18 protein-coding genes and 1 rRNA gene are annotated in these 21664 nt (G+C 44.2%); 16 read left to right on the forward strand and 3 right to left on the reverse strand.

Annotation, left to right across the window (positions count from 1 at the left end):
• Window positions 1-2 precede the first annotated feature (2 nt).
• From xseB to VX730_00205, 5 genes are read left to right on the forward strand one after another with little or no spacing between them, the layout of a single operon-like run.
• Complete coding sequence (gene xseB / locus VX730_00185) at window positions 3-239, forward strand: exodeoxyribonuclease VII small subunit (protein MEC9290802.1); 237 nt, start codon at window positions 3-5, stop codon at window positions 237-239.
• Entirely contained in the window at window positions 239-1168 is a 930-nt protein-coding gene (locus VX730_00190; protein ID MEC9290803.1) for a farnesyl diphosphate synthase, read from the forward strand. Before xseB ends, VX730_00190 begins: the two co-directional genes overlap by 1 nt.
• A gap of 23 nt (window positions 1169-1191) precedes the next feature.
• The gene (locus VX730_00195; GenBank protein ID MEC9290804.1) at window positions 1192-1911 is read left to right on the forward strand and encodes a TlyA family RNA methyltransferase; all 720 of its coding nucleotides are present in this window, start codon (window positions 1192-1194) and stop codon (window positions 1909-1911) included.
• Window positions 1911-2882, forward strand: coding sequence for a mitochondrial fission ELM1 family protein (locus VX730_00200; protein MEC9290805.1), 972 nt, complete (start codon window positions 1911-1913; stop codon window positions 2880-2882). The genes VX730_00195 and VX730_00200 overlap by 1 nt, the downstream gene beginning before the upstream one ends.
• 46 nt (window positions 2883-2928) lie before the next feature.
• Window positions 2929-4185: a hypothetical protein gene (locus VX730_00205; protein MEC9290806.1), complete on the forward strand. Its 1257-nt coding sequence runs from the start codon at window positions 2929-2931 to the stop codon at window positions 4183-4185.
• On the opposite strand, the gene VX730_00210 is transcribed toward VX730_00205, so the two are convergent.
• Complete coding sequence (locus tag VX730_00210; GenBank protein ID MEC9290807.1) at window positions 4182-4961, reverse strand: enoyl-ACP reductase; 780 nt, start codon at window positions 4959-4961, stop codon at window positions 4182-4184. The genes VX730_00205 and VX730_00210 overlap by 4 nt on opposite strands.
• A 151-nt stretch (window positions 4962-5112) precedes the next feature.
• Between VX730_00210 and clpB the strand changes: the two genes are divergently transcribed.
• The 3 genes from clpB (at window position 5113) to VX730_00225 (ending at window position 9459) form a co-directional block, all read left to right on the forward strand.
• On the forward strand, window positions 5113-7713 hold the full coding sequence (clpB, locus tag VX730_00215) for an ATP-dependent chaperone ClpB (GenBank protein ID MEC9290808.1): 2601 nt from the start codon (window positions 5113-5115) through the stop codon (window positions 7711-7713).
• A 98-nt stretch (window positions 7714-7811) separates the two neighbouring features.
• Window positions 7812-8627: an AAA family ATPase gene (locus VX730_00220; GenBank protein MEC9290809.1), complete on the forward strand. Its 816-nt coding sequence runs from the start codon at window positions 7812-7814 to the stop codon at window positions 8625-8627.
• Window positions 8628-8643: 16 nt separating this feature from the next.
• Window positions 8644-9459, forward strand: a complete 816-nt coding sequence (locus VX730_00225) for an alpha/beta fold hydrolase (GenBank protein ID MEC9290810.1) — start codon at window positions 8644-8646, stop codon at window positions 9457-9459.
• Here the strand turns inward: VX730_00225 and VX730_00230 are convergent.
• The gene (locus tag VX730_00230; GenBank protein ID MEC9290811.1) at window positions 9437-10633 is read right to left on the reverse strand and encodes a peptidoglycan DD-metalloendopeptidase family protein; all 1197 of its coding nucleotides are present in this window, start codon (window positions 10631-10633) and stop codon (window positions 9437-9439) included. The genes VX730_00225 and VX730_00230 overlap by 23 nt on opposite strands.
• 441 nt (window positions 10634-11074) lie before the next feature.
• Here VX730_00230 and VX730_00235 point away from each other — a divergent pair.
• Window positions 11075-12558: ribosomal RNA gene (locus VX730_00235) — 16S ribosomal RNA — on the forward strand.
• A 98-nt stretch (window positions 12559-12656) separates the two neighbouring features.
• Complete coding sequence (locus tag VX730_00240; GenBank protein MEC9290812.1) at window positions 12657-13673, forward strand: dipeptide epimerase; 1017 nt, start codon at window positions 12657-12659, stop codon at window positions 13671-13673.
• 43 nt (window positions 13674-13716) lie between these two features.
• On the opposite strand, the gene VX730_00245 is transcribed toward VX730_00240, so the two are convergent.
• A complete protein-coding gene (locus VX730_00245) occupies window positions 13717-14379 on the reverse strand; it encodes a hypothetical protein (protein ID MEC9290813.1) in 663 nt (220 codons plus the stop codon).
• Between the two features lie 130 nt (window positions 14380-14509).
• Between VX730_00245 and VX730_00250 the strand changes: the two genes are divergently transcribed.
• The 6 genes from VX730_00250 (at window position 14510) to VX730_00275 (ending at window position 21351) form a co-directional block, all read left to right on the forward strand.
• Window positions 14510-15043 (forward strand): DUF924 family protein, encoded by a 534-nt coding sequence (locus VX730_00250; GenBank protein ID MEC9290814.1) that lies wholly within the window; start codon window positions 14510-14512, stop codon window positions 15041-15043.
• Between the two features lie 233 nt (window positions 15044-15276).
• On the forward strand, window positions 15277-15537 hold the full coding sequence (locus VX730_00255; protein ID MEC9290815.1) for a hypothetical protein: 261 nt from the start codon (window positions 15277-15279) through the stop codon (window positions 15535-15537).
• An 87-nt stretch (window positions 15538-15624) separates the two neighbouring features.
• The gene (locus VX730_00260; protein MEC9290816.1) at window positions 15625-16893 is read left to right on the forward strand and encodes a TolC family protein; all 1269 of its coding nucleotides are present in this window, start codon (window positions 15625-15627) and stop codon (window positions 16891-16893) included.
• Window positions 16877-17884 (forward strand): efflux RND transporter periplasmic adaptor subunit, encoded by a 1008-nt coding sequence (locus tag VX730_00265; GenBank protein MEC9290817.1) that lies wholly within the window; start codon window positions 16877-16879, stop codon window positions 17882-17884. Before VX730_00260 ends, VX730_00265 begins: the two co-directional genes overlap by 17 nt.
• 11 nt (window positions 17885-17895) lie before the next feature.
• Window positions 17896-21012: a CusA/CzcA family heavy metal efflux RND transporter gene (locus VX730_00270; GenBank protein ID MEC9290818.1), complete on the forward strand. Its 3117-nt coding sequence runs from the start codon at window positions 17896-17898 to the stop codon at window positions 21010-21012.
• Window positions 21013-21048: 36 nt separating this feature from the next.
• Window positions 21049-21351 (forward strand): hypothetical protein, encoded by a 303-nt coding sequence (locus VX730_00275; protein MEC9290819.1) that lies wholly within the window; start codon window positions 21049-21051, stop codon window positions 21349-21351.
• Window positions 21352-21664: the final 313 nt, after the last annotated feature.

The raw sequence follows: 21664 nt of genomic DNA on the forward strand, positions 1-21664 counted from the left end.
ATATGAGCGCTGAGAAAAAAGATATGAGCTTTGAAGATGGCATGAAAAACCTTGAAGGTATTCTTCAGAAGCTAGAAGCAGGTGATCTTCCTCTTGAAGAGGCAATGAAGTCATTTGAAGAAGGCATGAAGCTACATAACCACTGCAAAAAGCTTTTGGATGAAGCTGAGCTGAAGATTGAAAAGATTGTTGAAAAGGGCGGTGTGCTCACAACAGAAAAAACGGAGCTTAACGGTTAATGACTGTTGAATTGATTACAGAACAGGATTTGAAAGTCCTTGAGGAGTACGTGACGGAAACATCTATTGATGTGGAAGGTGTACTAGATAAGGTGATTCCTGCGCCATCGGAAGATGAAGAAAGCCGTTTGTTTGAAGCCATGCGCTATAGCGTATTTTCTGGCGGTAAGCGTTTGCGTCCTGTTTTGGTCATGGCAACAAATGATATTTTTGGTGGCGATCGTGACCATGCGATTCGTGTGGCAGCAGCTATTGAGTCTCTGCACACTTACTCATTGGTTCATGATGATCTGCCTTGCATGGATGACGATGATCTACGTCGCGGCAAACCAACAAACCATAAGCAATTTGATGAAATGACAGCAGTGCTTGCCGGCGATGCTTTGCAAACACTCGCGTTTGATATTATGTCAGATGAGAAGACGCACCCGCAGGGGCGTATTCGCTCAAGCCTTGTCAATACACTTGCAAAAGCTTCTGGTGCGCAAGGTATGGTGGGTGGCCAAATGATTGATATGCTGGCTGAAGACATGGAAGAGCTTGACCAGGGCGCGCTTGCACGCTTACAGCGTAAGAAGACGGGCGCTCTATTTAGTGCGTGTTGTGAGTGTGGTTTGATTTTGAACGAAGATCGTGCCAAGGCTTCTGACCGCATGCACCTCACGAACTATGCCCGTAACATTGGTCTTGCATTCCAAATGGTTGATGACATTTTAGATGAAATTGGCAGCGAAGATAAAGTTGGCAAGAAAGTCCGTAAAGATGTTGAACGCGGCAAAGCAACGTTTGCAAGCCTTCTGGGTGTAGAAGGGGCGCAAAACCAAGCGCGTATGTTGTGTGAGCAGGCGATTCAGAACCTGACGCATTACGGCCCTAAAGCAGACATTCTTCGTATTCTTGCGCAGTTTGTTGTGGCGCGCGGCCACTAAGTGGCCACTAAGGAGAGAAAATTATGCGTTTAGATGTATACCTTTATGAAAATGGTTATGCACGTAGCCGAGCTCGTGCACAGGAAATGGTGAAAAGCGGCCTTGTGAAGCTGAATGGTAAGGTTGCCAAAAAGCCTTCTATTAACACGGACCCTTATGAAGTGACTGTAGAAGAGGATCACCCTTATGTGTCTCGTGCGGCGCTAAAGCTTAAAAAGGCGCTGGATACGTGGAATATTTCTGTAGAAGGTAAGGTTGCCATTGATATCGGTGCATCTACAGGCGGGTTTACTCAGGTGCTATGTGAAGCTGGCGCTGAGAAGGTGTATGCTGTAGACGTAGGAACAGATCAGCTTGCTTCAGAAGTAAAAGCTCTTCCACAGGTTGTAGATATGTCTAGAACAGACGGTCGGGACCTTATGCCTGGTCAGTTTGACCCTAAGCCAACTGTTTTAGTTTCTGATTTAAGCTTTATTTCATGCACAAAAGTTCTGCCTTTTGTCTTTGAAGAAATTACGACGGTTAAAGAGATTGTTTGCCTTGTGAAGCCTCAGTTTGAGCTTTCTCCACAAGCGATTAATAAAAGTGGCCTTGTTAAGGATGAATCTCTTTATGAAGAAGCCATCCAGAGTGTGAAAAGCATGTTTGAAGATGAAGGCTACACAGTTAAAGATCTCATGGACAGCCCAGTACGCGGCGGTGATGGCAATAAAGAGTTTCTGCTCCATGCGGAGAAAGCTTAATGGAATTTGATGTTGATGCTTATTTGAAGGGTATCAATGTTTGGGTTCTGTCTGATGGCAAGCCTGGTCATGAAAATCAAAGTTTAGGTGTATGTGAGGCTTTGGGTATTACCCCGCAAGTGATTCGTCTTGAAAAGCGTCCTTTTGGCAAACTTCTACAGTGGCTTTATCCGTCTTGGTATTTTAAAAAGCTCCCAGTTGGCCCATACCCAGATATGATTGTAAGTACTGGCTATCATGTTTCTACAGCTGCAAAATGGGTCAAAATGAAGCGTCAAGATACAATGCTTGTGCATATGATGAAGCCTAAAGGCGGGCAGGGTGGCTTTATGGTGCTGGCAATTCCTGAGCATGACCGTCCAAAAGCTGCGCGTAATGTGGTTTCAACAATGGGCGCACCGCATCGTATTTCTACAGAAAAGCTAACTTCTGAAAAGGAAAAATGGCAGAAAACGCTGAACCCTGAAGGGAAAATGCTTATTTCAGTCATTATTGGTGGAAATAGCAAGAAATTTACCTTTAACAAGAGTAGTGTTGAAAAGCTGAAAGCTCAACTTTCAGAGCGTTTTGGTGAAGACGTGCGCTACTTGGTAACAACATCTCGTCGTACAGGTTACACTGAAAATGAGCTGCTAAAGGCGCACTTTGAGAAACTCGATAGTTACTTTTATGATGGAGAAGGCGAAAACCCTTATTTCGGTATGCTGGCTCTTGCAGATAACATTGTAGTGACAGCCGAGAGTGTGAGTATGTTGAGTGAATCTTGCGCGACGTCAGCTCCTGTTTATGCGTTTGACTTGGAGCAGGCGCAAAGTATTCCTAAGTTAAAGCGCTTTTATGATGGATTTTTGACGTCTGGTCGTGTGGTTGATTTGGCTGAAAAGCATAAAGAAACCAGCTTTATGCCGCATAGTGATGCTATCTCTGTCGCATCATTTATTAAAAGTAAGCTGATTCAACGTCATATTTAAGCTTTAAAAGCTTGATATCCCCATATGTCGTTCTTATATCTTCCGCATGTCAGATATACATGCGACGACAAATATTCCTAAAATTGGCCTTGAGCTAGAAGGCTGCGTAACCCATTGCGGTGAATTTCAAACACGACAACATATCTCTGCTGGGCTGGTTAACTATATCAGCCAAAAAGATCGTCAAGATGAGTTTGATTTTGAACTGTATGATCCGGAGGCTGGTACATATAACCGTTTTGAGGTTAAGTCAGAACCTTCTGCGGATGTCATTGATACTGTGATGAGCTTGAGTGAGCGCGTTGAAGATTTGCAGCATATGACAACAACCTTTTATAGGGCTCAATATGCCAGCCGTATGCAAGATAACCCTGTCGATGGAAAAATTAAGTTAAATGATGTGAACCAAAGGATGATGTTCTCTGGGCTCCCGCCTGATGGACAATTGGAATCAGATGCTGAAAGTTATAGTTCTGGTTTGCATTTGCATGCTGAAATGGAAGAAGCTGCCAGAAAAGATATCGCGCGCAAATTATTGCCTTATGTGCCTATGCTTGCAGGTTTAACAATGTCTAGCCCATTTGGAGATGCGCAGGCACAAGATTATTCTATGCGTATGGTTGAACGTTCTAAGTGGACAAAAGATAAGCACGGCCTAGAAGAAACGCCTGCTTTTAGAACAAATACCGTTAAAAATTCTTATGGGTTAGAGGTTCCTCGACCTGAAACCTTAGAGCTGATGATCTGTGATAGCACATCTGACCCACGTGCAGTGGCAGCAACGGCTGCAATTTATCAGGCATTGGTGATGAAGGCACAGCAAGGCGATATGGAAGAGACGCCTCGTATGTGGCAAGGGGATGTTGCTCGTTCTATTCAACAGCTCGGTAAAAACGGGTATGAGAAGCCTCTGAGGTGGAAAGGCCAAGAGACTGAATTTTCTGAAATGGTTGATGACGTATTACTAGAAATTCAGCCTCAGCTTGAAATGTGTGGCACAACTGAAGTTGCTGAGTATGCCCGCCATATTGCAAAAGGGCATACATGTGCACATCAGCAAAAAGAAGCATGGCGAGAGTTTATGGAAACGAAAATGCCTCCATTTGATGAAAAATATCGTCCAGATTTAGATGGGGAATATAAAGCTTCTGCTTATAGGAAGACCTATAACTATTACCTCAGCCAAGCTGAAAACCATGTAGAAAAGGATATCGCATATCGATCACTTCGTATGCATAGAGAAGCACGCGCCATGTTTGCGGAACATTGTCCTGACGCGTGCTCTGAATATGAGAGAGATTAGCTGGCTTTAGGTTGGTAACCCATAATGTTCACGCCGCTATCTACGTATAGAGTTTCCCCTGTTACACCGCTTGATAGGTCACTAATCAAGTAAACGCCGTTTTTACCAACATCTTCTTGGTCTACGTTACGGCGGAGTGGAGCCATCTCTTCATAAGCACCCATAATGCCTTTGAGGCCGCCAACACCGCTTGATGCCAGTGTTTTGATTGGGCCAGCGCTCAGTGCGTTAACACGAATACCGTTTTGGCCAAGGTCTGCTGCTAGGTAACGTACGCTTGCTTCAAGAGCAGCTTTAGCCACACCCATAACGTTGTAGTTGGCAATAACCTTTTCAGCACCGTAGTAAGAGAGTGTAAGCACGCTGCCGCCATCTTTAAGAAGTGGTTCAGCAGCCTTTGTTACAGCAACGAGGCTGTAGCATGAAATATCCATTGTGTTTTTGAAGTTCTCACGAGATGTATCTGTGTAACGGCCTTGAAGTTCGTTCTTATCACTAAAGGCAATGGCATGAACCACAAAGTCTAGTTTGCCCCATTCTTTTTCAAGGTCTGCAAATGTACGTGCAATATCAGCGTCTGAAGTAACATCACAAGGAAGAACAACGCTGCTACCAACTGAGTCTGCCAGTGGCTTTACACGACGCTCAAGAGCTTCACCTGCAAATGTGAAAGCAAGTTCTGCGCCTTGTTCGTGAGCTTGCTTAGCAATACCCCAAGCAAGTGATCTTTCGTTGGCTACGCCCATAATGAGGCCGCGTTTTCCTTTAAGTAGCATAGTTTTCTCCTTATGTTGTGCAGGCTTTTTACCATAATATATATGATAAATCCATAAAACTCATTTTAGCACTCTTGACATTAGAGTGCTAAATTCCCATAATCTACATGTAGGGCAGATATACCTATATAAAATGATAAGAGGGAAAATGATGAATATTGATCGCTTAACAGAAAAAGTTGTGCGCCTTGTTGGGGATGCGCAAACACTTGCGCTGCAAAAGAATCACCAGCGTATTACCACTGTGCATGCCTTAATGGCCTTTTTAGCAGATGAAGAAGGCTATGCGAAGCGCTTAATTGAAAAGGCAGGTGTTTCTGCTGATGAGCTGGTTGTAGCAGCAAGTAAAGCCCTTGGTGGCTATGCGGAGGTTGAGGGGGCTCAACTGATGATGGATAGTGACCTTGCTAAAGTGATGGCAAAGGCTGAACTAGAAAGTGAAAAATGGCAAGATGCCTTTGTTGCTGCGGATATTCTTCTTCTTACAATGGTAAAAGAAAAATGTGATGCGCAGGCTGTGATGAAAAAGGCAGGTCTGAAGGTTTCTAACCTTGAAGAAGCAATTAAGCATGAACGTGGAGGGAAGGCAGCAGAAAGTAAGCATGCGGAAGATGCACAAAATGCCTTGTCTAAGTATACCCGTGATTTGACTGAGCGTGTTCGTGAAGGGAAGCAGGACCCAATTATTGGCCGTGAGGACGAGGTTCGCCGTGTGATTCAGGTGCTATCTCGTCGTACCAAAAACAACCCAGTGCTGATTGGTGAGGCTGGTGTCGGTAAAACTGCCATTGCAGAAGGCTTAGCTCAACGCATTGTGCACTCAGATGTGCCAGAGAACTTAAAAGGTAAGCGCGTACTCTCGCTTGATCTTGGCGCTCTTGTGGCTGGTGCAAAATTCCGTGGTGAATTTGAAGAACGCTTAAAAGCGCTTCTGAAAGATGTAGAAGACGCAGGTGGTGACATTGTTCTCTTTATTGATGAGCTACATACGCTTGTTGGCGCTGGTGCTGGTGGAGAAGGGGCAATGGATGCCTCCAACCTCTTAAAGCCTGCTCTTGCTCGTGGTGAGCTCCACTGTGTTGGTGCAACAACTTTAGATGAATACCGTAAATACATTGAGAAAGATCCTGCGCTAGCGCGTCGTTTTCAGAGCGTGTTGGTTGAAGAGCCAACAGCTGATGAGACCATTTCTATTTTGCGTGGGATTAAAGAAAAGTATGAAGTTCACCACGGTGTACGTATTGCTGATGGTGCGCTCGTGAGTGCGGCAAAGCTTTCTGACCGTTATATTTCAGGGCGCTTTCTGCCAGATAAAGCAATCGACCTTATGGATGAGGCGGCAGCACAGATTCGTATGGAGATTGACTCTAAGCCTAAGGCTTTGGATGAAGTAGACCGTAGACTTACAATGCTTAAGGTTGAGCAAACTGCGCTTGAGAAAGAGAAGGATGAGGCTTCTAAGAAGCGTTTGAAAGCTCTGAAAGAGGAAATGGATGAGCTACAGGCTGAATCTGATGTACTCTCAAAGCAGTGGCAAGAGGCGAAACGCCTTATTGAAGGGTCTAAGCGTATTAAGGAAGAGTTGGATGAAGCCCGTAGTGCCTTTGAAGTTGCGATGCGTGAGAATAACTTGGAGAAAGTTGCTGAACTTCAGTACGGGCGTATTCCAGAGCTTGAAAAGCAACTCACTCAAGTGACAGAGGCTGAGGCTGAAGGCCGTCAAAGTGGTTTGATTCGTGAGGAAGTGACCTCTGATGATATTGCCAAAGTAGTGAGCGCATGGACAGGAGTTCCCGTTGATAAGCTTCTTGAAGGTCAAAAAGAGCGCCTTCTACAAATGGAAGAGTTGCTTGGTGGGCGAGTGATTGGGCAAACTGCAGCTGTAAGCGCTGTAAGTGAAGCGGTACGCCGTGCGAGAGCAGGGCTACAAGATCCGAACCGTCCTGTTGGATCATTTTTATTCTTAGGCCCGACAGGTGTGGGTAAGACAGAGCTTTGCAAGGCGCTTGCTGAATACTTATTTGATGATGACAGTGCTATGGTGCGTATTGATATGAGCGAATACATGGAGAAACATGCTGTGAGCCGCCTGATTGGAGCGCCTCCAGGGTATGTGGGCTATGATCAGGGTGGTGCGCTTACAGAAGCTGTGCGCCGCAGGCCATATAGCGTTATCCTGTTTGATGAGGTTGAAAAGGCGCATCCTGATGTCTTCAATGTTCTGCTACAGGTACTGGACGATGGCCGTTTAACAGATGGTCAAGGCCGTACAGTTGATTTTAGGAATACGGTGATTATTCTGACGTCTAACCTTGGGGCTGAGCATTTGGTGGCTCTTAAGGATGGTCAAAATGCTGAAGAGGCAAGAGATGATGTGATGAATGTTGTTCGCAGCGCCTTTAAGCCAGAGTTCCTCAACCGTTTGGATGACATGATTCTCTTTAATAGACTCGATAAAGGCGTGATGTCTGGGATTGTTGAGGTGCAACTGAAACACCTTAAAGGTATGCTTGCTGAACGTGAAATAACGCTTGAGCTTGATGATAAGGCAAAGGCTTTTCTTGCAGAAGAGGGGTATGACCCTGCTTATGGGGCAAGGCCGCTAAAGCGTGTCATTCAGAAAGAGTTGCAGAATAAGCTGGCTGAATTGATTCTAAAAGGTGAAATCATGGAGGGGCAAGCTGTGCTGGTTTCAGCTGATAAGAATACTCTTAAACTCTCTGTGCAGCAGCCGGTACAACAAGCTGTATAAATAAATCAAAATGTTATGGGCCCTGTCTGCTACAGGGCCTGTTTTTATTTGTGCTTCTCTTCATAATTTTAGGTAGGGAAATGTACGGGAGGACATACATGCTAGATTCAACACATATACCGGCATCAATTGATGATATTAATGAGATGGCTTATGAGGGCGCATCAATCCGTGAAATTATGGATGAACTTAAGGTGTACCCAGAAGAAGAGCAGCCTGTTCTTATTGTGATTGGTGGTCGCTCTGGCAGTGGTAAAAGTACCGTTGCCAAAAAAATGGCCAGTGACATGGGGGCTGTCAACCTGTCCAGTGATGCCCGCCGTAAGGCTCTATTTGAGTGTGATGTTCATGAACGCTTAGATCCTAAATACTATTTACCTCCTAAAAGGGATGAAGACGGCAATATCCCAGAAGGGGCGATTGATTATACAGTAGAGCATAGAGAAAATATGGAAGATGAAGTGTCTCAGGTTCTTTATGCAGGTAAGAGCGTGGTTGTTGACGCAACCTCAACAAGTTATATGATCCGTAAAGAGTTTGAAGAGCTCGCAGAAAGCTGTGGTGCAAAATTTGTTGGTGTGTTCTTAGATGTACCTCGTGATGTGGCAGCTGATCGTGTGCATGAACGCATGCAAGGTGGCCCTGATGCGAGTGATATGACGCCGCATGTTTTTGATCAGATTGAAAACAGAAATGATGATATCCTTGAGGATAAGAACCGTATTGCACGTGAAAAGGGGTATCCTGAAAAGGAAGACCTTGTACTCCCTTGTGATAATGAGCGTGCTTGGGTCACGATTGATGGCCGTGGTCGTCCGCAAGATGTTTATGCACAGGCTCTGGCTAAAGCTGAACAAGAGCTAGGTATGGAGCTGGTGGAAACACCTGAGCTTGATGATCGTGCCCGTGCTTAAGTAAAGGGCTATAACAATGTCTGTTTTATATAGTGGCTTGTTGATTCTGGCAGGGGCCTACCTGCTTGCAGCAAGCTACACATACTTTAACCAAGATTGGATTATCTTTGCGCGTGGGTATGATACGCCTGTACGTGAGGTTTCAGATATGCCGGGTGCTGAGCCTTTTAAGGTGAAAGTTGAAGATTCTATTACTTTAGATGGTGCCTATATAAAAGGGAGTAACTCTCAAAGTGCTCTCATTCTCGTATTTTCAGGAAACTCTCAAGATGCGCTCGTTGTTGCGGGTAATGTTCACCGCTTGCTACCAAGTCATGATGTGGTGGGTGTAAACTATAGGGGATATGCCAATAGTGAAGGCCTTCCAAGTGAGAAGGCGGTTCTCGCTGATGCTCTTGTGACCTTTGATCAAGTGAAGGAAGCATTCCCTCATAAAGAGATTGTCATTTATGGCCAAAGCCTAGGGAGTAGCGTGGCGTCTTATGTTGTCGCTCATAGAGAGGCTGCTGGCGCGATGTTGATTACGCCGTTTGATAGTATGGCTGCACTCGGGCAGGCCAAATATCCATGGTTACCAGTACATTTACTTGTAAAGCATAGTTTTAAATCTATCGACTTTATAAAGAAGGTGACAGAGCCTGTTTCTATTCTTATTGCAGAGCAGGATATTGTGGTGCCCAAGGCGCATTCTGATAGGTTGATGAAAGCGCTTGTGGTTGAACCCCTAACAGTCACTGTGCCCGGTGGGCACAGTGACGTCTTTCTTCAAGAAGGATTTAAGGGGTATTTAGAGTCCTCTATAAGGCACTTTACTGAGAAGCGAGTTGAATAGTCTTCTTCTCTTCTTTATCCCATAGGGCAACCATTTCAGAAACGGTGCCTTTAAAGCTTGCCATTTTCTTCCTTGGAAGCTTGCTCTTAGGTAGGACAACTTTTAGCGGGTTTACTTGTTTGCCATTCTTATGCACTTCATAGTGAAGGTGAGGGCCTGTTGAGCGACCAGTGTTCCCAAGGTAAGCAATCGTCTGTCCTTGTTTTACGCGTTTGCCGGCTCTAATGCCTCGGGCAAAGCCTTTCAGGTGAGCGTAAGCTGTCTTATAGCCATTGCCATGGTTAATGCGAACATAGTTACCAAAGCTACCATACCAGTTCGCGCGTTCTACCACACCATCACCACTGGCCTTAATAGGTGTACCTACAGGGCCACCAAAGTCTGTACCTCTGTGCGCGCGCGTATAGCCAAGCACAGGGTGCTTACGCTTAAGGTTATAGTGCGATGTTACGCGTACGACATCTAAAGGTGTTCTAAGGAGGGATTTACGAAGTCCTTCACCTTTACTATTAAAGTAGTCGTACTTCTTACCTGTATGGAAGCGAAAGGCATCAAGTGGTTTACCGCGGGCTGTCATCGCCGCTGCGAGGATTGGTCCGTTGTCACGAATTTTACCGTCCGCGTCTATCTTCTGCATATAAGTAATCTTAAAGGTATCGCCTTTACGAATCTCACGTGTGAAGTCTACATCCCAAGAGAACAGGTTTACAAAAGCAGGGATGAGCGCATCAGGCAATCCTGCATCTACAGCACTCTGATAGAGAGAGCTCTCAATCTTACCAATGGCAATAGACTTACTTTCGAAGAGCTCAATCTTCTCTTTGGCAATCTTTACACCGTCATCTGTCATGTTTACAGAGACACTATGATGGTCTGGTGTCTCAAAAGATATATTCCTTATTATAGGGGTGTCTTCTGGAAGGGTGTAAGAGACTTTAAACTCTTGGCCGCTTTTTAGCTTGCTGAGACGGTACTCTTTATTAAGGGCATGCATCGCACCATAAAGAGTACTTCCTTTAAGAGGTGTTTTTTCCTGCAAAGCTTCCGCAAGGGTGTCACCAGATCCTAAATGAAAGTTCTGTTCGATGATAATTTCGGGTAAATCGGCACTCGCCCATGCCGCATTTTGCAGAAGGAAAAGACCAAAAATAGATGTTTTGTACAAAGTTCTCATTTTTTTATCATTGCGCTTCATTTTTTTGTCTGTCAAACCAAACTACAGAACCTATTGGTTTTGCTAGGTTATCTCTGTATTCAAAAGGACACAGTTTTTTAAAAAACAAAAAAAAACGAAAAAAGTGCATTTTTTTGAAAATTGGGTGTTGACATGTGAGGGGGGTATGGCTATATTCCACATCGCTGACGGGGCAAACGGAAACGAAAGCCAACAACAGCAAAGCTAATTGAAAATTGAATATGACAAGAACAATTTGTGAGGCCTGGACGGTATCTCTTAACAATTACGTTATGGATCGACTGGGCACAGCAAATTGATATACCCGTTAGATGTAAAAATCTAACTTTTGAGTAAATCATTGACGGTGCCAGATCACGCATTACTATATGCGAAGATCGTTCAGTCGGTCGGCTCATATATCTAGCAAGCGCTAGACATCAATATGAGAGTTTGATCCTGGCTCAGAATGAACGTTGGCGGCACGCCTAATACATGCAAGTCGAACGCGATCTTCGGATCGAGTGGCGGACGGGTGAGTAATACATGGGAATCTACCGAGAAGTGGGGAACAACTATTGGAAACAGTAGCTAATACCGCATAATCCACATTGGGAAAGCTTTTGCGCTTTTCGATGAGCCCATGTCTGATTAGCTAGTTGGTAAGGTAAAAGCTTACCAAGGCGACGATCAGTAGCTGGTTTGAGAGGATGATCAGCCACACTGGGACTGAGACACGGCCCAGACTCCTACGGGAGGCAGCAGTAGGGAATCTTGCGCAATGGGCGAAAGCCTGACGCAGCGATGCCGCGTGAGTGATGACGGTTTTCGGACTGTAAAGCTCTTTTATTAGGGAAGATAATGACGGTACCTAAAGAAAAAGTCCCGGCTAACTCCGTGCCAGCAGCCGCGGTAATACGGAGGGGGCGAACGTTATTCGGATTTACTGGGCGTAAAGCGACTGTAGGCGGTCTTGCAAGCCAGATGTGAAATCCCCGGGCTTAACCTGGGAATTGCATTTGGAACTGCATCACTAGAGTTATGGAGAGGTAAGTGGAATTTCCAGTGTAGAGGTGAAATTCGTAGATATTGGAAGGAACACCAGAGGCGAAGGCGACTTACTGGCCATATACTGACGCTGAGAGTCGAAAGCGTGGGGAGCAAACAGGATTAGATACCCTGGTAGTCCACGCCGTAAACGATGAGTGCTAACTGTCGGGATCTCAGATCTCGGTGGTGTAAGCTAACGCGTTAAGCACTCCGCCTGGGGAGTACGGCCGCAAGGTTAAAACTCAAAGGAATTGACGGGGACCCGCACAAGTGGTGGAGCATGTTGTTTAATTCGAAGCAACGCGAAGAACCTTACCTAGCCTTGACATGTGTATCGTACGCTATAGAAGTATAGCGGTCAGTTCGGCTGGATACAACACAGGTGTTGCATGGCTGTCGTCAGCTCGTGTCGTGAGATGTTCGGTTAAGTCCGGCAACGAGCGCAACCCTCACCCTTAGTTGCCATCATTAAGTTGGGCACTCTAAGGGAACTGCCTGGGATAACCAGGAGGAAGGTGAGGATGACGTCAAGTCATCATGGCCCTTACGGCTAGGGCTACAGACGTGCTACAATGGATTGTACAGAGGGACGCAATACGGCGACGTGGAGCAAATCCCTAAAACAATTCTCAGTTCGGATTGGAGTCTGCAACTCGACTCCATGAAGTTGGAATCACTAGTAATCGTGGATCAGCATGCCACGGTGAATACGTTCCCGGGTCTTGTACACACCGCCTGTCACGTCATGGGAGTGGGGTTTTCCTGAAGCTGGTGAGCTAACCTTCGGGGGGCAGCCATCCACGGAAGAACTCGCGACTGGGACGAAGTCATAACAAGGTAGGCGTACCGGAAGGTGCGCCTGGATCACCTCCTTTCTAAGGATTACTGACTGGGTCTCACAAATTTGTTCTTGTCTATTCAAAAGCCACCCTTTGGGTGGCTTTTTCATTTGTATCTCTGTATGCTTGTTGTCATGAATAAGCTAAATATCAGAAAAGAAAGCCTCCCACTCCATACTCCATTTGGAATTTCTCGCTCTCGTGTGAGTGCGGTAGAGGTGATTGTTGTTGAAATTGAAGATGAATCAGGCCTGAAAGGCTGGGGAGAGTGTCGACCTTATGCAAGATATGATGAAACCCCTGAATCTGTTACAAAGCAAATAGAGAACGTTTCTGGCAGCATTGAGGCAGGAGTGAGCCGTCGAGAGCTTATGAATCTTCTTCCTGCAGGCGCGGCACGCTTTGCTGTTGATAGTGCTCTCTGGGATTTAGAAGCCAAACAGAAGAAAACATCTGTTTGGGATATTTTTTTAAATGAGGGTGGCACTGCACCTGCTTTACCAACTATGCAAACAGTTGGGCTCGATACACCTAAAACAATGGCTAAAGAGAGCCTTAAAATCCCTAAAGGACAAGTGATTAAGATTAAACTGGGCGGTGACAGTATTGATAGTGAGCGCATTCAGGCCATTCATACAGTTCGCCCAGATGCAAAGCTTGTTGTGGATGCAAATGAAGGGTTTAATATTGAAACCTTTAAAGATTTTCTTTCGAAGCTTCCTGAAGGTAGTGTTCATATGATTGAGCAGCCTTTACCGTCTAAACAAGACTCTGACCTTAAGGGTCTGGATACAAAAGGTGTGCTTCTCTGTGGGGATGAAAGTATTCATACAGCTGAGGATATTATTGCGAAACAGGATATCTATGACGTCATGAATATTAAACTAGATAAATCTGGTGGCCTAACGCATGGTATGGACATGCTTCAAACTATTCAGGATATTAATAAGACCAGAAAACAACCGCTTCAAACCATGGTTGGCTGCATGGTAAGTAGCTCGCTTTCTATTCAGCCTGCATTCTTACTGTCTCAATTTGTCGAGTATATTGATTTAGATGGCCCTTGGTGGCTTAAAGAAGATAGAGCAGGGGGCGTATCGTATGCTAATGGATATATGAATTCAGGAAGCCTTTGGGGCGAACCTCTTTAAATAAAGAAGCCCTCTTTAGTGAGGGCTTCTTTAGAGACTTTATTTAATCATTAATTTGTTTACAGCACTTGGCTTCTGACACAGGGTTACCACAGCTCACATCGCGCCACGCTGATACATCTGTATGTGCGCCCGTGCGGTTTGATGATCCTGTATAAGCTTTTACATTCGCATTAGAGTAACGACACCACTCTTTGTGAGTAAATACTTTTTTTGTGAACCCATAATCATAGCCTCTTTCTCTGCATCTTTGGGTTACAGATGCAGAGTCTGCGTGTATCATGTATCGTTCTCCACCTTGGCTAGGTAGTTCTAGACCTTTTTTACCATTTTTATTGCTCCATCCTACATTTTTACACTGAATTCTATTGTCTGGACGACATCCATTATTATCAGCGTTATCGTGGTTGGGGGCATAAATTTTATTGAGGTTTGCACATCTCTTAACACGGTTAACATCTGTAGACATTTCATTTACGGTACTTTGTAGGCTATTTACAGTGCTTGTTACACTGTTTAACTGTCCCGTAATGGTTGATATTTCACCGTCTACATGATTTCTAAAAGATTCCATTTGATTTTTAATGGATGTCATTTGCCTAGACAGGCCTTCGCCTGTTCTTGCTGTTTGTGTATTAGCAGCATGATTAAGCATAAGTGCTGCTGAAAGTGCTGCACACCCTAAAATTTTAAGCCAACTATTCATAGCATTCCCCTTTTTTTACCAATACCTTATGATAACAGACATTAATGTTTTTCCTGAATAATATGAAAAAAGAATAGTTTAAGAGGAATGAAGTGTGTCAGAATATCCATGAATGTGGAGGGGTTATGTTGTGAAAGATATTTTAGAGTTTTGGTATTCAGAGCGAGTGAAGCCGCTCCATTTTGTAAAAAATAAAGCGTTTGATGATGAAATTACAGAGAAGTTCCTTTCTGTGTATGAACAAGGTGTAGCAGGCGAGCTAGAGAGTTGGAAAGAGTCGGCGGAGGGAGCGCTTGCTCTGGTGATTCTGTTTGATCAATTCCCACGTAATATGTTTAGGGATACACCAAAAGCTTTTGATACAGATACACATGCTTTGAATATTGCTTTAGAGGTGATTCAGAAAGGCTGGGATAAAACTATGCTGAATGAGCATAAGACGTATCTCTACATGCCATTTATGCATAGTGAAGACTTGGATATGCAAAATCAAGGCATTCAGCTCTTTAGAGAGGCTGGCCTTGAGTTAAATTTAAAATTTGCTATAGCTCATAAGGATATTGTTGAAAAGTTTGGCCGCTTCCCACATAGAAATGACATTCTAGGCCGCCAAAGTACACCTGAAGAAGTTGAGTTTTTAAAACAGCCTGGGTCATCCTTTTAAGTGTCATCTATTTTTTAAATTCTGTGATAAAGCTGTAAACATAACCCTCATATCGTGAGATGTATTGTTATTTTTGTCGCTTGTGAAATTGCTCATAAGTTCTCAGTTGACTTCAATATAGGAAAAGGTCACACTAAATATATAAATTGAAGTAAGGTTGTACCTGAATACATATGAATAAATGTTTTGCCATACTTATCGCGACACTCTTTGTTTTACAAGGAGCTTTTGCTATGGCGGAAGAGGTTGCTGAGTTTGCAGGTGAACACTCACATGTTGAAAAGACCGTGAGTGATGCGCACCAGCATGAAGATGGCGGTGACTGTGAGGCGGTTGCACATGGTTGCCATCATTGTCATGTACACCTTGTTTCTGCTCTTGGTCAGTTCAAGTTTGATCCTAAAATTGATAAATCTCTAGATAAGCTCATATATGCAGATCGTGCAGGCGGTGTTGCACGTCTTTTAGATACTCCTCCTCCTAAAATTGCTTAACACCACATATTAGAGGTCGTTTTTTGAAGGCTTCTACCTATGCATTGTTAAGTTATTTAAGGGAAAATTATGTTTAAAAATTTATATATGCTGGGCTTATGCCTATCGTTAGGTATAGCTACAGCACAGGCAGAGGATATAAAATCTATTACTCTGTCACAGGCGTTTAAGCTTGCAGAACAAAATGCGCCAGAGCTCCTTTCTGCAAAAGCTAAACTTCAAATTATAATGGGTGAGGCGGAAGAGGTCTCAGCATTTCAAAACCCTGAGTTTGATTTTGAAATTGAAAACTTTGGGGGCACAGGTGCCCTAAGCGGCACAAGTGGTGCGGAGTACACCTTTGCTATTTCTCAAGGTATTGAGATTGGTGGTAAAAGAGGAGCCAAAAAACGCTCTGCTCATGCCAACTTTAAAGCTGCTCAGGAAGAGTATGAGGCTTCAAAGCTTGCTCTAGAACAGAGGGTGACTGTCGCTTATATGCAGGCGGTTTCTTCTGAGAGAGAGCTTGCTTTATCAAAGGAGCAAGAAAGCCTTGCAGAGGCGGTTTTGAAAGATGTAACTAAGCGTGTAAAAGCAGCACGTGTACCTGAAATTCAAAAAAAGAAAGCAGAAGTTGCCTTTGCTACAGCGCAGCTGAAGCGTCAGGAAGCTGAGCGTGAAGCAAGTATTAAACGTGGAGAGCTTTCTCGTTATTGGCAGTCAAAGTTTTTAGAAGGTTCTTTGGATAAAGATGCGTTTTATGATGTTCCTTCACCTGAGGCTTTTCCACTTTATGAGGGTCAGCTAGAAAACTCTCCATGGTTAAGTGGGTATCGTCATTTAGAAAAAGCCAGCACTGAGATGCTACGTTTTGAGAAGGCTCAAAATATTCCAAATCCAACATTTAAGCTTGGTATGAAGGATATTCGTGAAACTGGCGATCAGGCTTTTGTCGCAGGGATTTCTTTCTCTGTACCAATTTTTAATAGAAACAAGGGACGTATTAGACAGGCGAAAGGGGAGGTTGAGCGTACAAAGCAAAATCTCGCAGAAACACGCTTAAATCTAAACCAAGATCTTTGGCAAAACTGGCAGCTTTGGCAACAAGGTGTACAAGAAGTGAAGCGTTTAAAAATGCGTATTATTCCTTCAGCAGAGGATGCTTTTAAGCTTGCCAGAGAAGGTTATGAAAAAGGTCGTTTCCCTTATCTAGAAGTGCTAGATGCACAGCGCACGCTTTTTGATGCACGAGCGCAGTATCATATCTCACTCTTGAGAACGCATATGGCTCGTGCACGTGTGCTTGCCCTTACTGGTGGCCTTTCAGAGACAAATATTTCAGAGTTTAAGGAAAATTCAAATGAACATAATTCATAAAACAGTTGCCCTGATGGCATTAAACTTATTGCTTCTTTCTTCTGTCGCATTTGCAGCAGAAGATCATGATGACCATGGTCATGAGCATGAAACGGAAGCTTCATATATGGTAGAAGAACATGATGATCACGATGACCATGCTGAGGAGTCAGGAGATGGTCACGATGAGCATGATGAAGACAAAACAATAATAGATGATGACATGGCAAAGTCTGCAGGCATTAAGCTAGAAACAGCTTCTACTGGAATGGTTGCAGAAACGTTAACTCTAACGGGGCGCATTATGCTGAACCGTGATACGACTGTGCATGTACGTGGCCGTTTTGAAGGGCTTGTGAAATCTGTGCATGTAAAGTGGGGAGAGGCTGTTAAAAAAGGCCAGTTACTTGCACGTGTGGAGAGTAATGAAAGTTTAAATATCTATAATGTGGTCTCTCCAATTGATGGTGTGGTTCTTGAGCGTAATACCAGTGCAGGAGATTTGACAGATGATGGTGCACTCTTCCAAATTGCTGACCTTTCAAATGTATGGGCTGAGTTTCATGTTTTTCCTAAGGATCTAGATCGCATCCATGAAGGGCTTCCTGTTGAGGTGGCCATTGTGGGTAATCATAAAAAAGCTCCTGCAAAAATTGATTTAATGCTCCCAACTGCTGATAAGTTGAGCCAAACGGTGATTGCTGTTGCTGTTATTGATAACAAAGAGGGGATATGGAGGCCTGGTATGACGATTTCTGGCCGTGTTATCACACAGGAAAAATTGGTGAATGTAGTGGTTAAGCCGTCAGCTCTTCAAACTCTTGAAGGCAGGCAAGTCATCTTTGTTCAGCATGATGGAGCTTATGAGGCTCGAACGGTTGAAACAGGATTATCTGGGCCTTTGGGTGTTGAAATTCTTTCGGGTGTAGAAGCGGGGGAACATTATGTTTCTGAAGGTAGTTTTATTGTGAAGGCAGATATCGGAAAAGAATCTGCTGAACACGCGCACTAAGGAGAAGGATGATGTTAGAGAAAACAATTCTATTCTCCATTAAGCAGAGGTGGCTTGTGCTTGTTGTTGTACTCGCTCTCTCTTTGCTTGGAGCGTACAACTTTACCAAGCTACCAATTGATGCGGTGCCTGATATTACCAATGTGCAGGTACAAATTAATACTGGAGCGGCGGGATATTCACCGCTTGAGGTGGAGCAACGTATTACATTTCCTATAGAAACGGCTATTGCAGGGCTCCCTAAGCTTGATTATACCCGATCACTTTCTGCTTACGGATTGTCGCAGGTGACAGTGGTATTTGAGGAAGGGACGGATATCTACTTTGCACGCCAGTTAATTGCGGAGCGTTTACAGCAAGTGCGTGAAGAAATCCCAGAAGGGCTTGAGCCTGAGATGGGGCCTCTTGCTACGGGGCTGAGTGAAATCTTTATGTACACAGTAGAGGCAAAGCAAGGAGCTGTAACAGAAGATGGGAATGCTTATACGCCAATGGATCTTTTAACGATCCAGAACTGGACGATATTACCTCAGCTACGCACTGTTAAAGGTGTCACAGAAGTCAATACCAGTGGCGGTTATGAAAAAGAGTTTCATGTGAGACCTTATCCTGATCGTTTGCTTGCTTATAACCTTACGTTTAGAGATGTCATTGAAGCATTGGAACATAACAATGATAACGTAGGTGCAGGGTATATTGAAAAGAGCGGTGAGCAGTATCTGGTGCGTGTTCCTGGTCAGGTTAAATCTCTTGAAGATATCGGTAGCATAACAATTGCTAAAAGAGATGAGCTTGCCATTCGTATGCGTGATGTGGCTGAACTTACATTAGGAGCACCTCTTAGAACAGGGGCTGCAACTCAAAACGGTAAGGAAGTTGTGCTCGGTACTGTGATGATGCTCATGGGTGAAAATAGCCGTGACGTATCAGAACGTGTTGCGGCTAAGCTTGAACGTATCAATTCTAGCTTACCTGAAGGGGTGAAGGCTTCAGTTGTTTATAACCGCACAACATTAGTAGAGAAAACCATTAAAACGGTTTCTAAAAACCTGACTGAGGGGGCGCTATTAGTGATTGCTATCTTGTTCCTTCTGCTTGGTAACATGCGTGCGGCACTGATTACTGCATCTGTGATTCCTATTGCGATGCTTATGACGGTTACAGGTATGGTGCAAAACAAGGTATCAGGAAACCTGATGAGCCTTGGGGCACTAGACTTTGGTCTCATTGTAGATGGAGCTGTGATCATTATTGAGAACTGTTTGCGCCGCTTTGGAATAGAGCAACGTAAGCTCGGTCGATTAATGACGAGAGATGAGCGCTTTAACTTGGCGGCTTCAGCAACTGCTGAGGTTATTCGTCCAAGCCTGTTTGGTGTCCTCATCATTACTATTGTGTATGTGCCAATTTTTGCACTTACGGGCGTGGAAGGAAAGATGTTCCACCCTATGGCAGCAACAGTGATTATGGCTTTGCTATCCGCCCTTGTTCTTTCTCTTACTTTCGTGCCTGCGGCTGTTGCATTATTTGTGACAGGTAAGGTTGAGGAGAAAGAGGGGCGCCTCATGAGTTGGTGTAATAAACGTTATGCCTCGGCTTTAGATTGGAGCCTCAATAAACCTCGTACAATGATTGGAGGGGCTTTATTTTTACTTGTGTTGAGCGTGCTCCTTTCAGGTCGCCTTGGGGCTGAGTTTGTGCCTCAGTTGGATGAGGGAGATATTGCGACGCATGCTCTTCGCATACCTGGTACAAGCTTGAGGCAGTCTGTTGATATGCAGTTGAAGGTTGAGGAGGTTATTACTGGCTTTAAAGAGGTTGAACGTGTCTTTAGTAAGGTGGGAACGCCTGAAGTTGCAACAGATCCTATGCCGCCTAACGTAGCCGATACGTTTGTGATTTTGAAAGATCGTAAAAAATGGCCTGATCCAAATAAATCAAAAGCAGAGCTTGTTGATGAGATGGAGAAAGCTCTACGTGCTTTACCTGGGAATAACTATGAGTTCACGCAACCCATACAGATGCGCTTTAATGAGCTGATTTCTGGTGTGAGGAGTGATCTTGCAGTAAAGGTGTATGGTGATGATCTTGAGCAACTGGCTGCATCTGCTCAAGAGATTGCGACTGTGCTTAAAACGATTGACGGGGCGGCAGATGTTCGTGTTGAGCAATCAACAGGTCTGCCTGTCTTGAGTATTGAGCCTAATAGGCAAGCTCTTGAGCGTTATGGTTTAAGTATTGCTGATGTACAGAACGTTGTGGCGATCGCTATAGGTGGCAAAGAGACTGGTACTGTGTATTTAGGTGATCAACGCTTTAGCTTGGTTGTTCGACTTCCTGAAGTGTTACGTACAGACGTTGCTTCGCTTGAGTACTTACCAGTCCCTTTGATGGATCAAAGCGCAGAGCCGAATTATGTTCCTCTTCGTGAGGTGGCTGATATCAACACTGAGTATGGGCCTAATCAAATTAGTCGAGAAAATAGCAAGCGACGCATTTATGTGACTGCAAATGTTCGTGGTCGTGATTTGGGTGGCTTTGTAAGTGAGGTTCAAAAAACTATAGATGAGCAAGTTAAGCTTCCAGCAGGGTATTGGCTCGATTATGGTGGAACTTTTGAACAGCTTATTTCTGCAAAGAATCGACTTATGATTGTTGTGCCTGTTGCTCTGATCCTCATCTTTACACTACTGTTTATAGCACTTGGATCTGTGCGTGATGCGCTTCTTGTTTATACAGGTATTCCACTCGCTCTCACGGGTGGTGTGGCAGCACTGTGGCTAAGAGATATTCCATTCTCTATTTCTGCGGGGGTTGGGTTTATTGCTCTCTCTGGTGTTGCCGTCTTGAATGGTGTGGTGATGGTCTCTTTTATTAAAGATCTATACCTTTCAGGCAAACCTCTGCAGGATGCGATTAGAGAGGGAGCTCGTACAAGACTTAGACCTGTACTGATGACAGCTCTTGTGGCCAGTCTAGGTTTTGTTCCTATGGCGCTTAATACAGGCACCGGTGCAGAGGTGCAGAGGCCCCTCGCGACAGTGGTGATTGGAGGTATTATCTCAAGCACAGTTTTGACCCTGTTTGTGCTTCCAACTCTCTATAAATTATGGGGAGGGAAGAGGTAAATTAAGAGGCTAATGTTACGAAATGTACATGTGCCCATGGAGAATAAAAAAGCCCCCGCATTTGCAGGGGCTTTTTCTCGCTCATGGCAGGGGGTGCTTAAAGATAAGTTGAACATCACCTTTCATGAAGATGAAAAACAAGCTCTAATAGATAAATACCTTGAGCAGGATCTTTCCTTTAATGAGGAAACTGTTGAGTTTGAGCCTTTTGAAATGAGTAGGGATGGAGCAATATGTTCTGTTCGTATTTACCCTCAGAAAGTTAGTGGGAAATTGGTACTTGGGATCGGGCAGAATATGATCCCTACGGTATATGCTTCTCATAAGCATGAGCAATGAATTCATACATTAAAAACGGCGCATCAGTGTCATAACTTGTTAAAGAAAGGAAAAGCTAAAGCTAAATGCCGTATCTAAGATTAAGGTACGGCATTTTTTCTGTTTACAGCAAAAGTGCAGTGATGCTGATAATTCTCCCAATTCCCTGATCTGCTGACCTCATATGGAGACTAGAGTATATTAAAAATACCCGTATTTGCGGGAATGGGACGGCAAAAACAAAAAAACACCCATAAGGGTGTTGAATCTGTTTGAAAATGGTGGTGTGAATAATGAGCCTATAAAAGGCAGCTGTAAGATAAAAATCCCTGTT

The organism is Pseudomonadota bacterium (assembly GCA_036141575.1).
In the GTDB taxonomy this organism is placed as follows: domain Bacteria; phylum Pseudomonadota; class Alphaproteobacteria; order UBA2136; family JAPKEQ01; genus JAPKEQ01.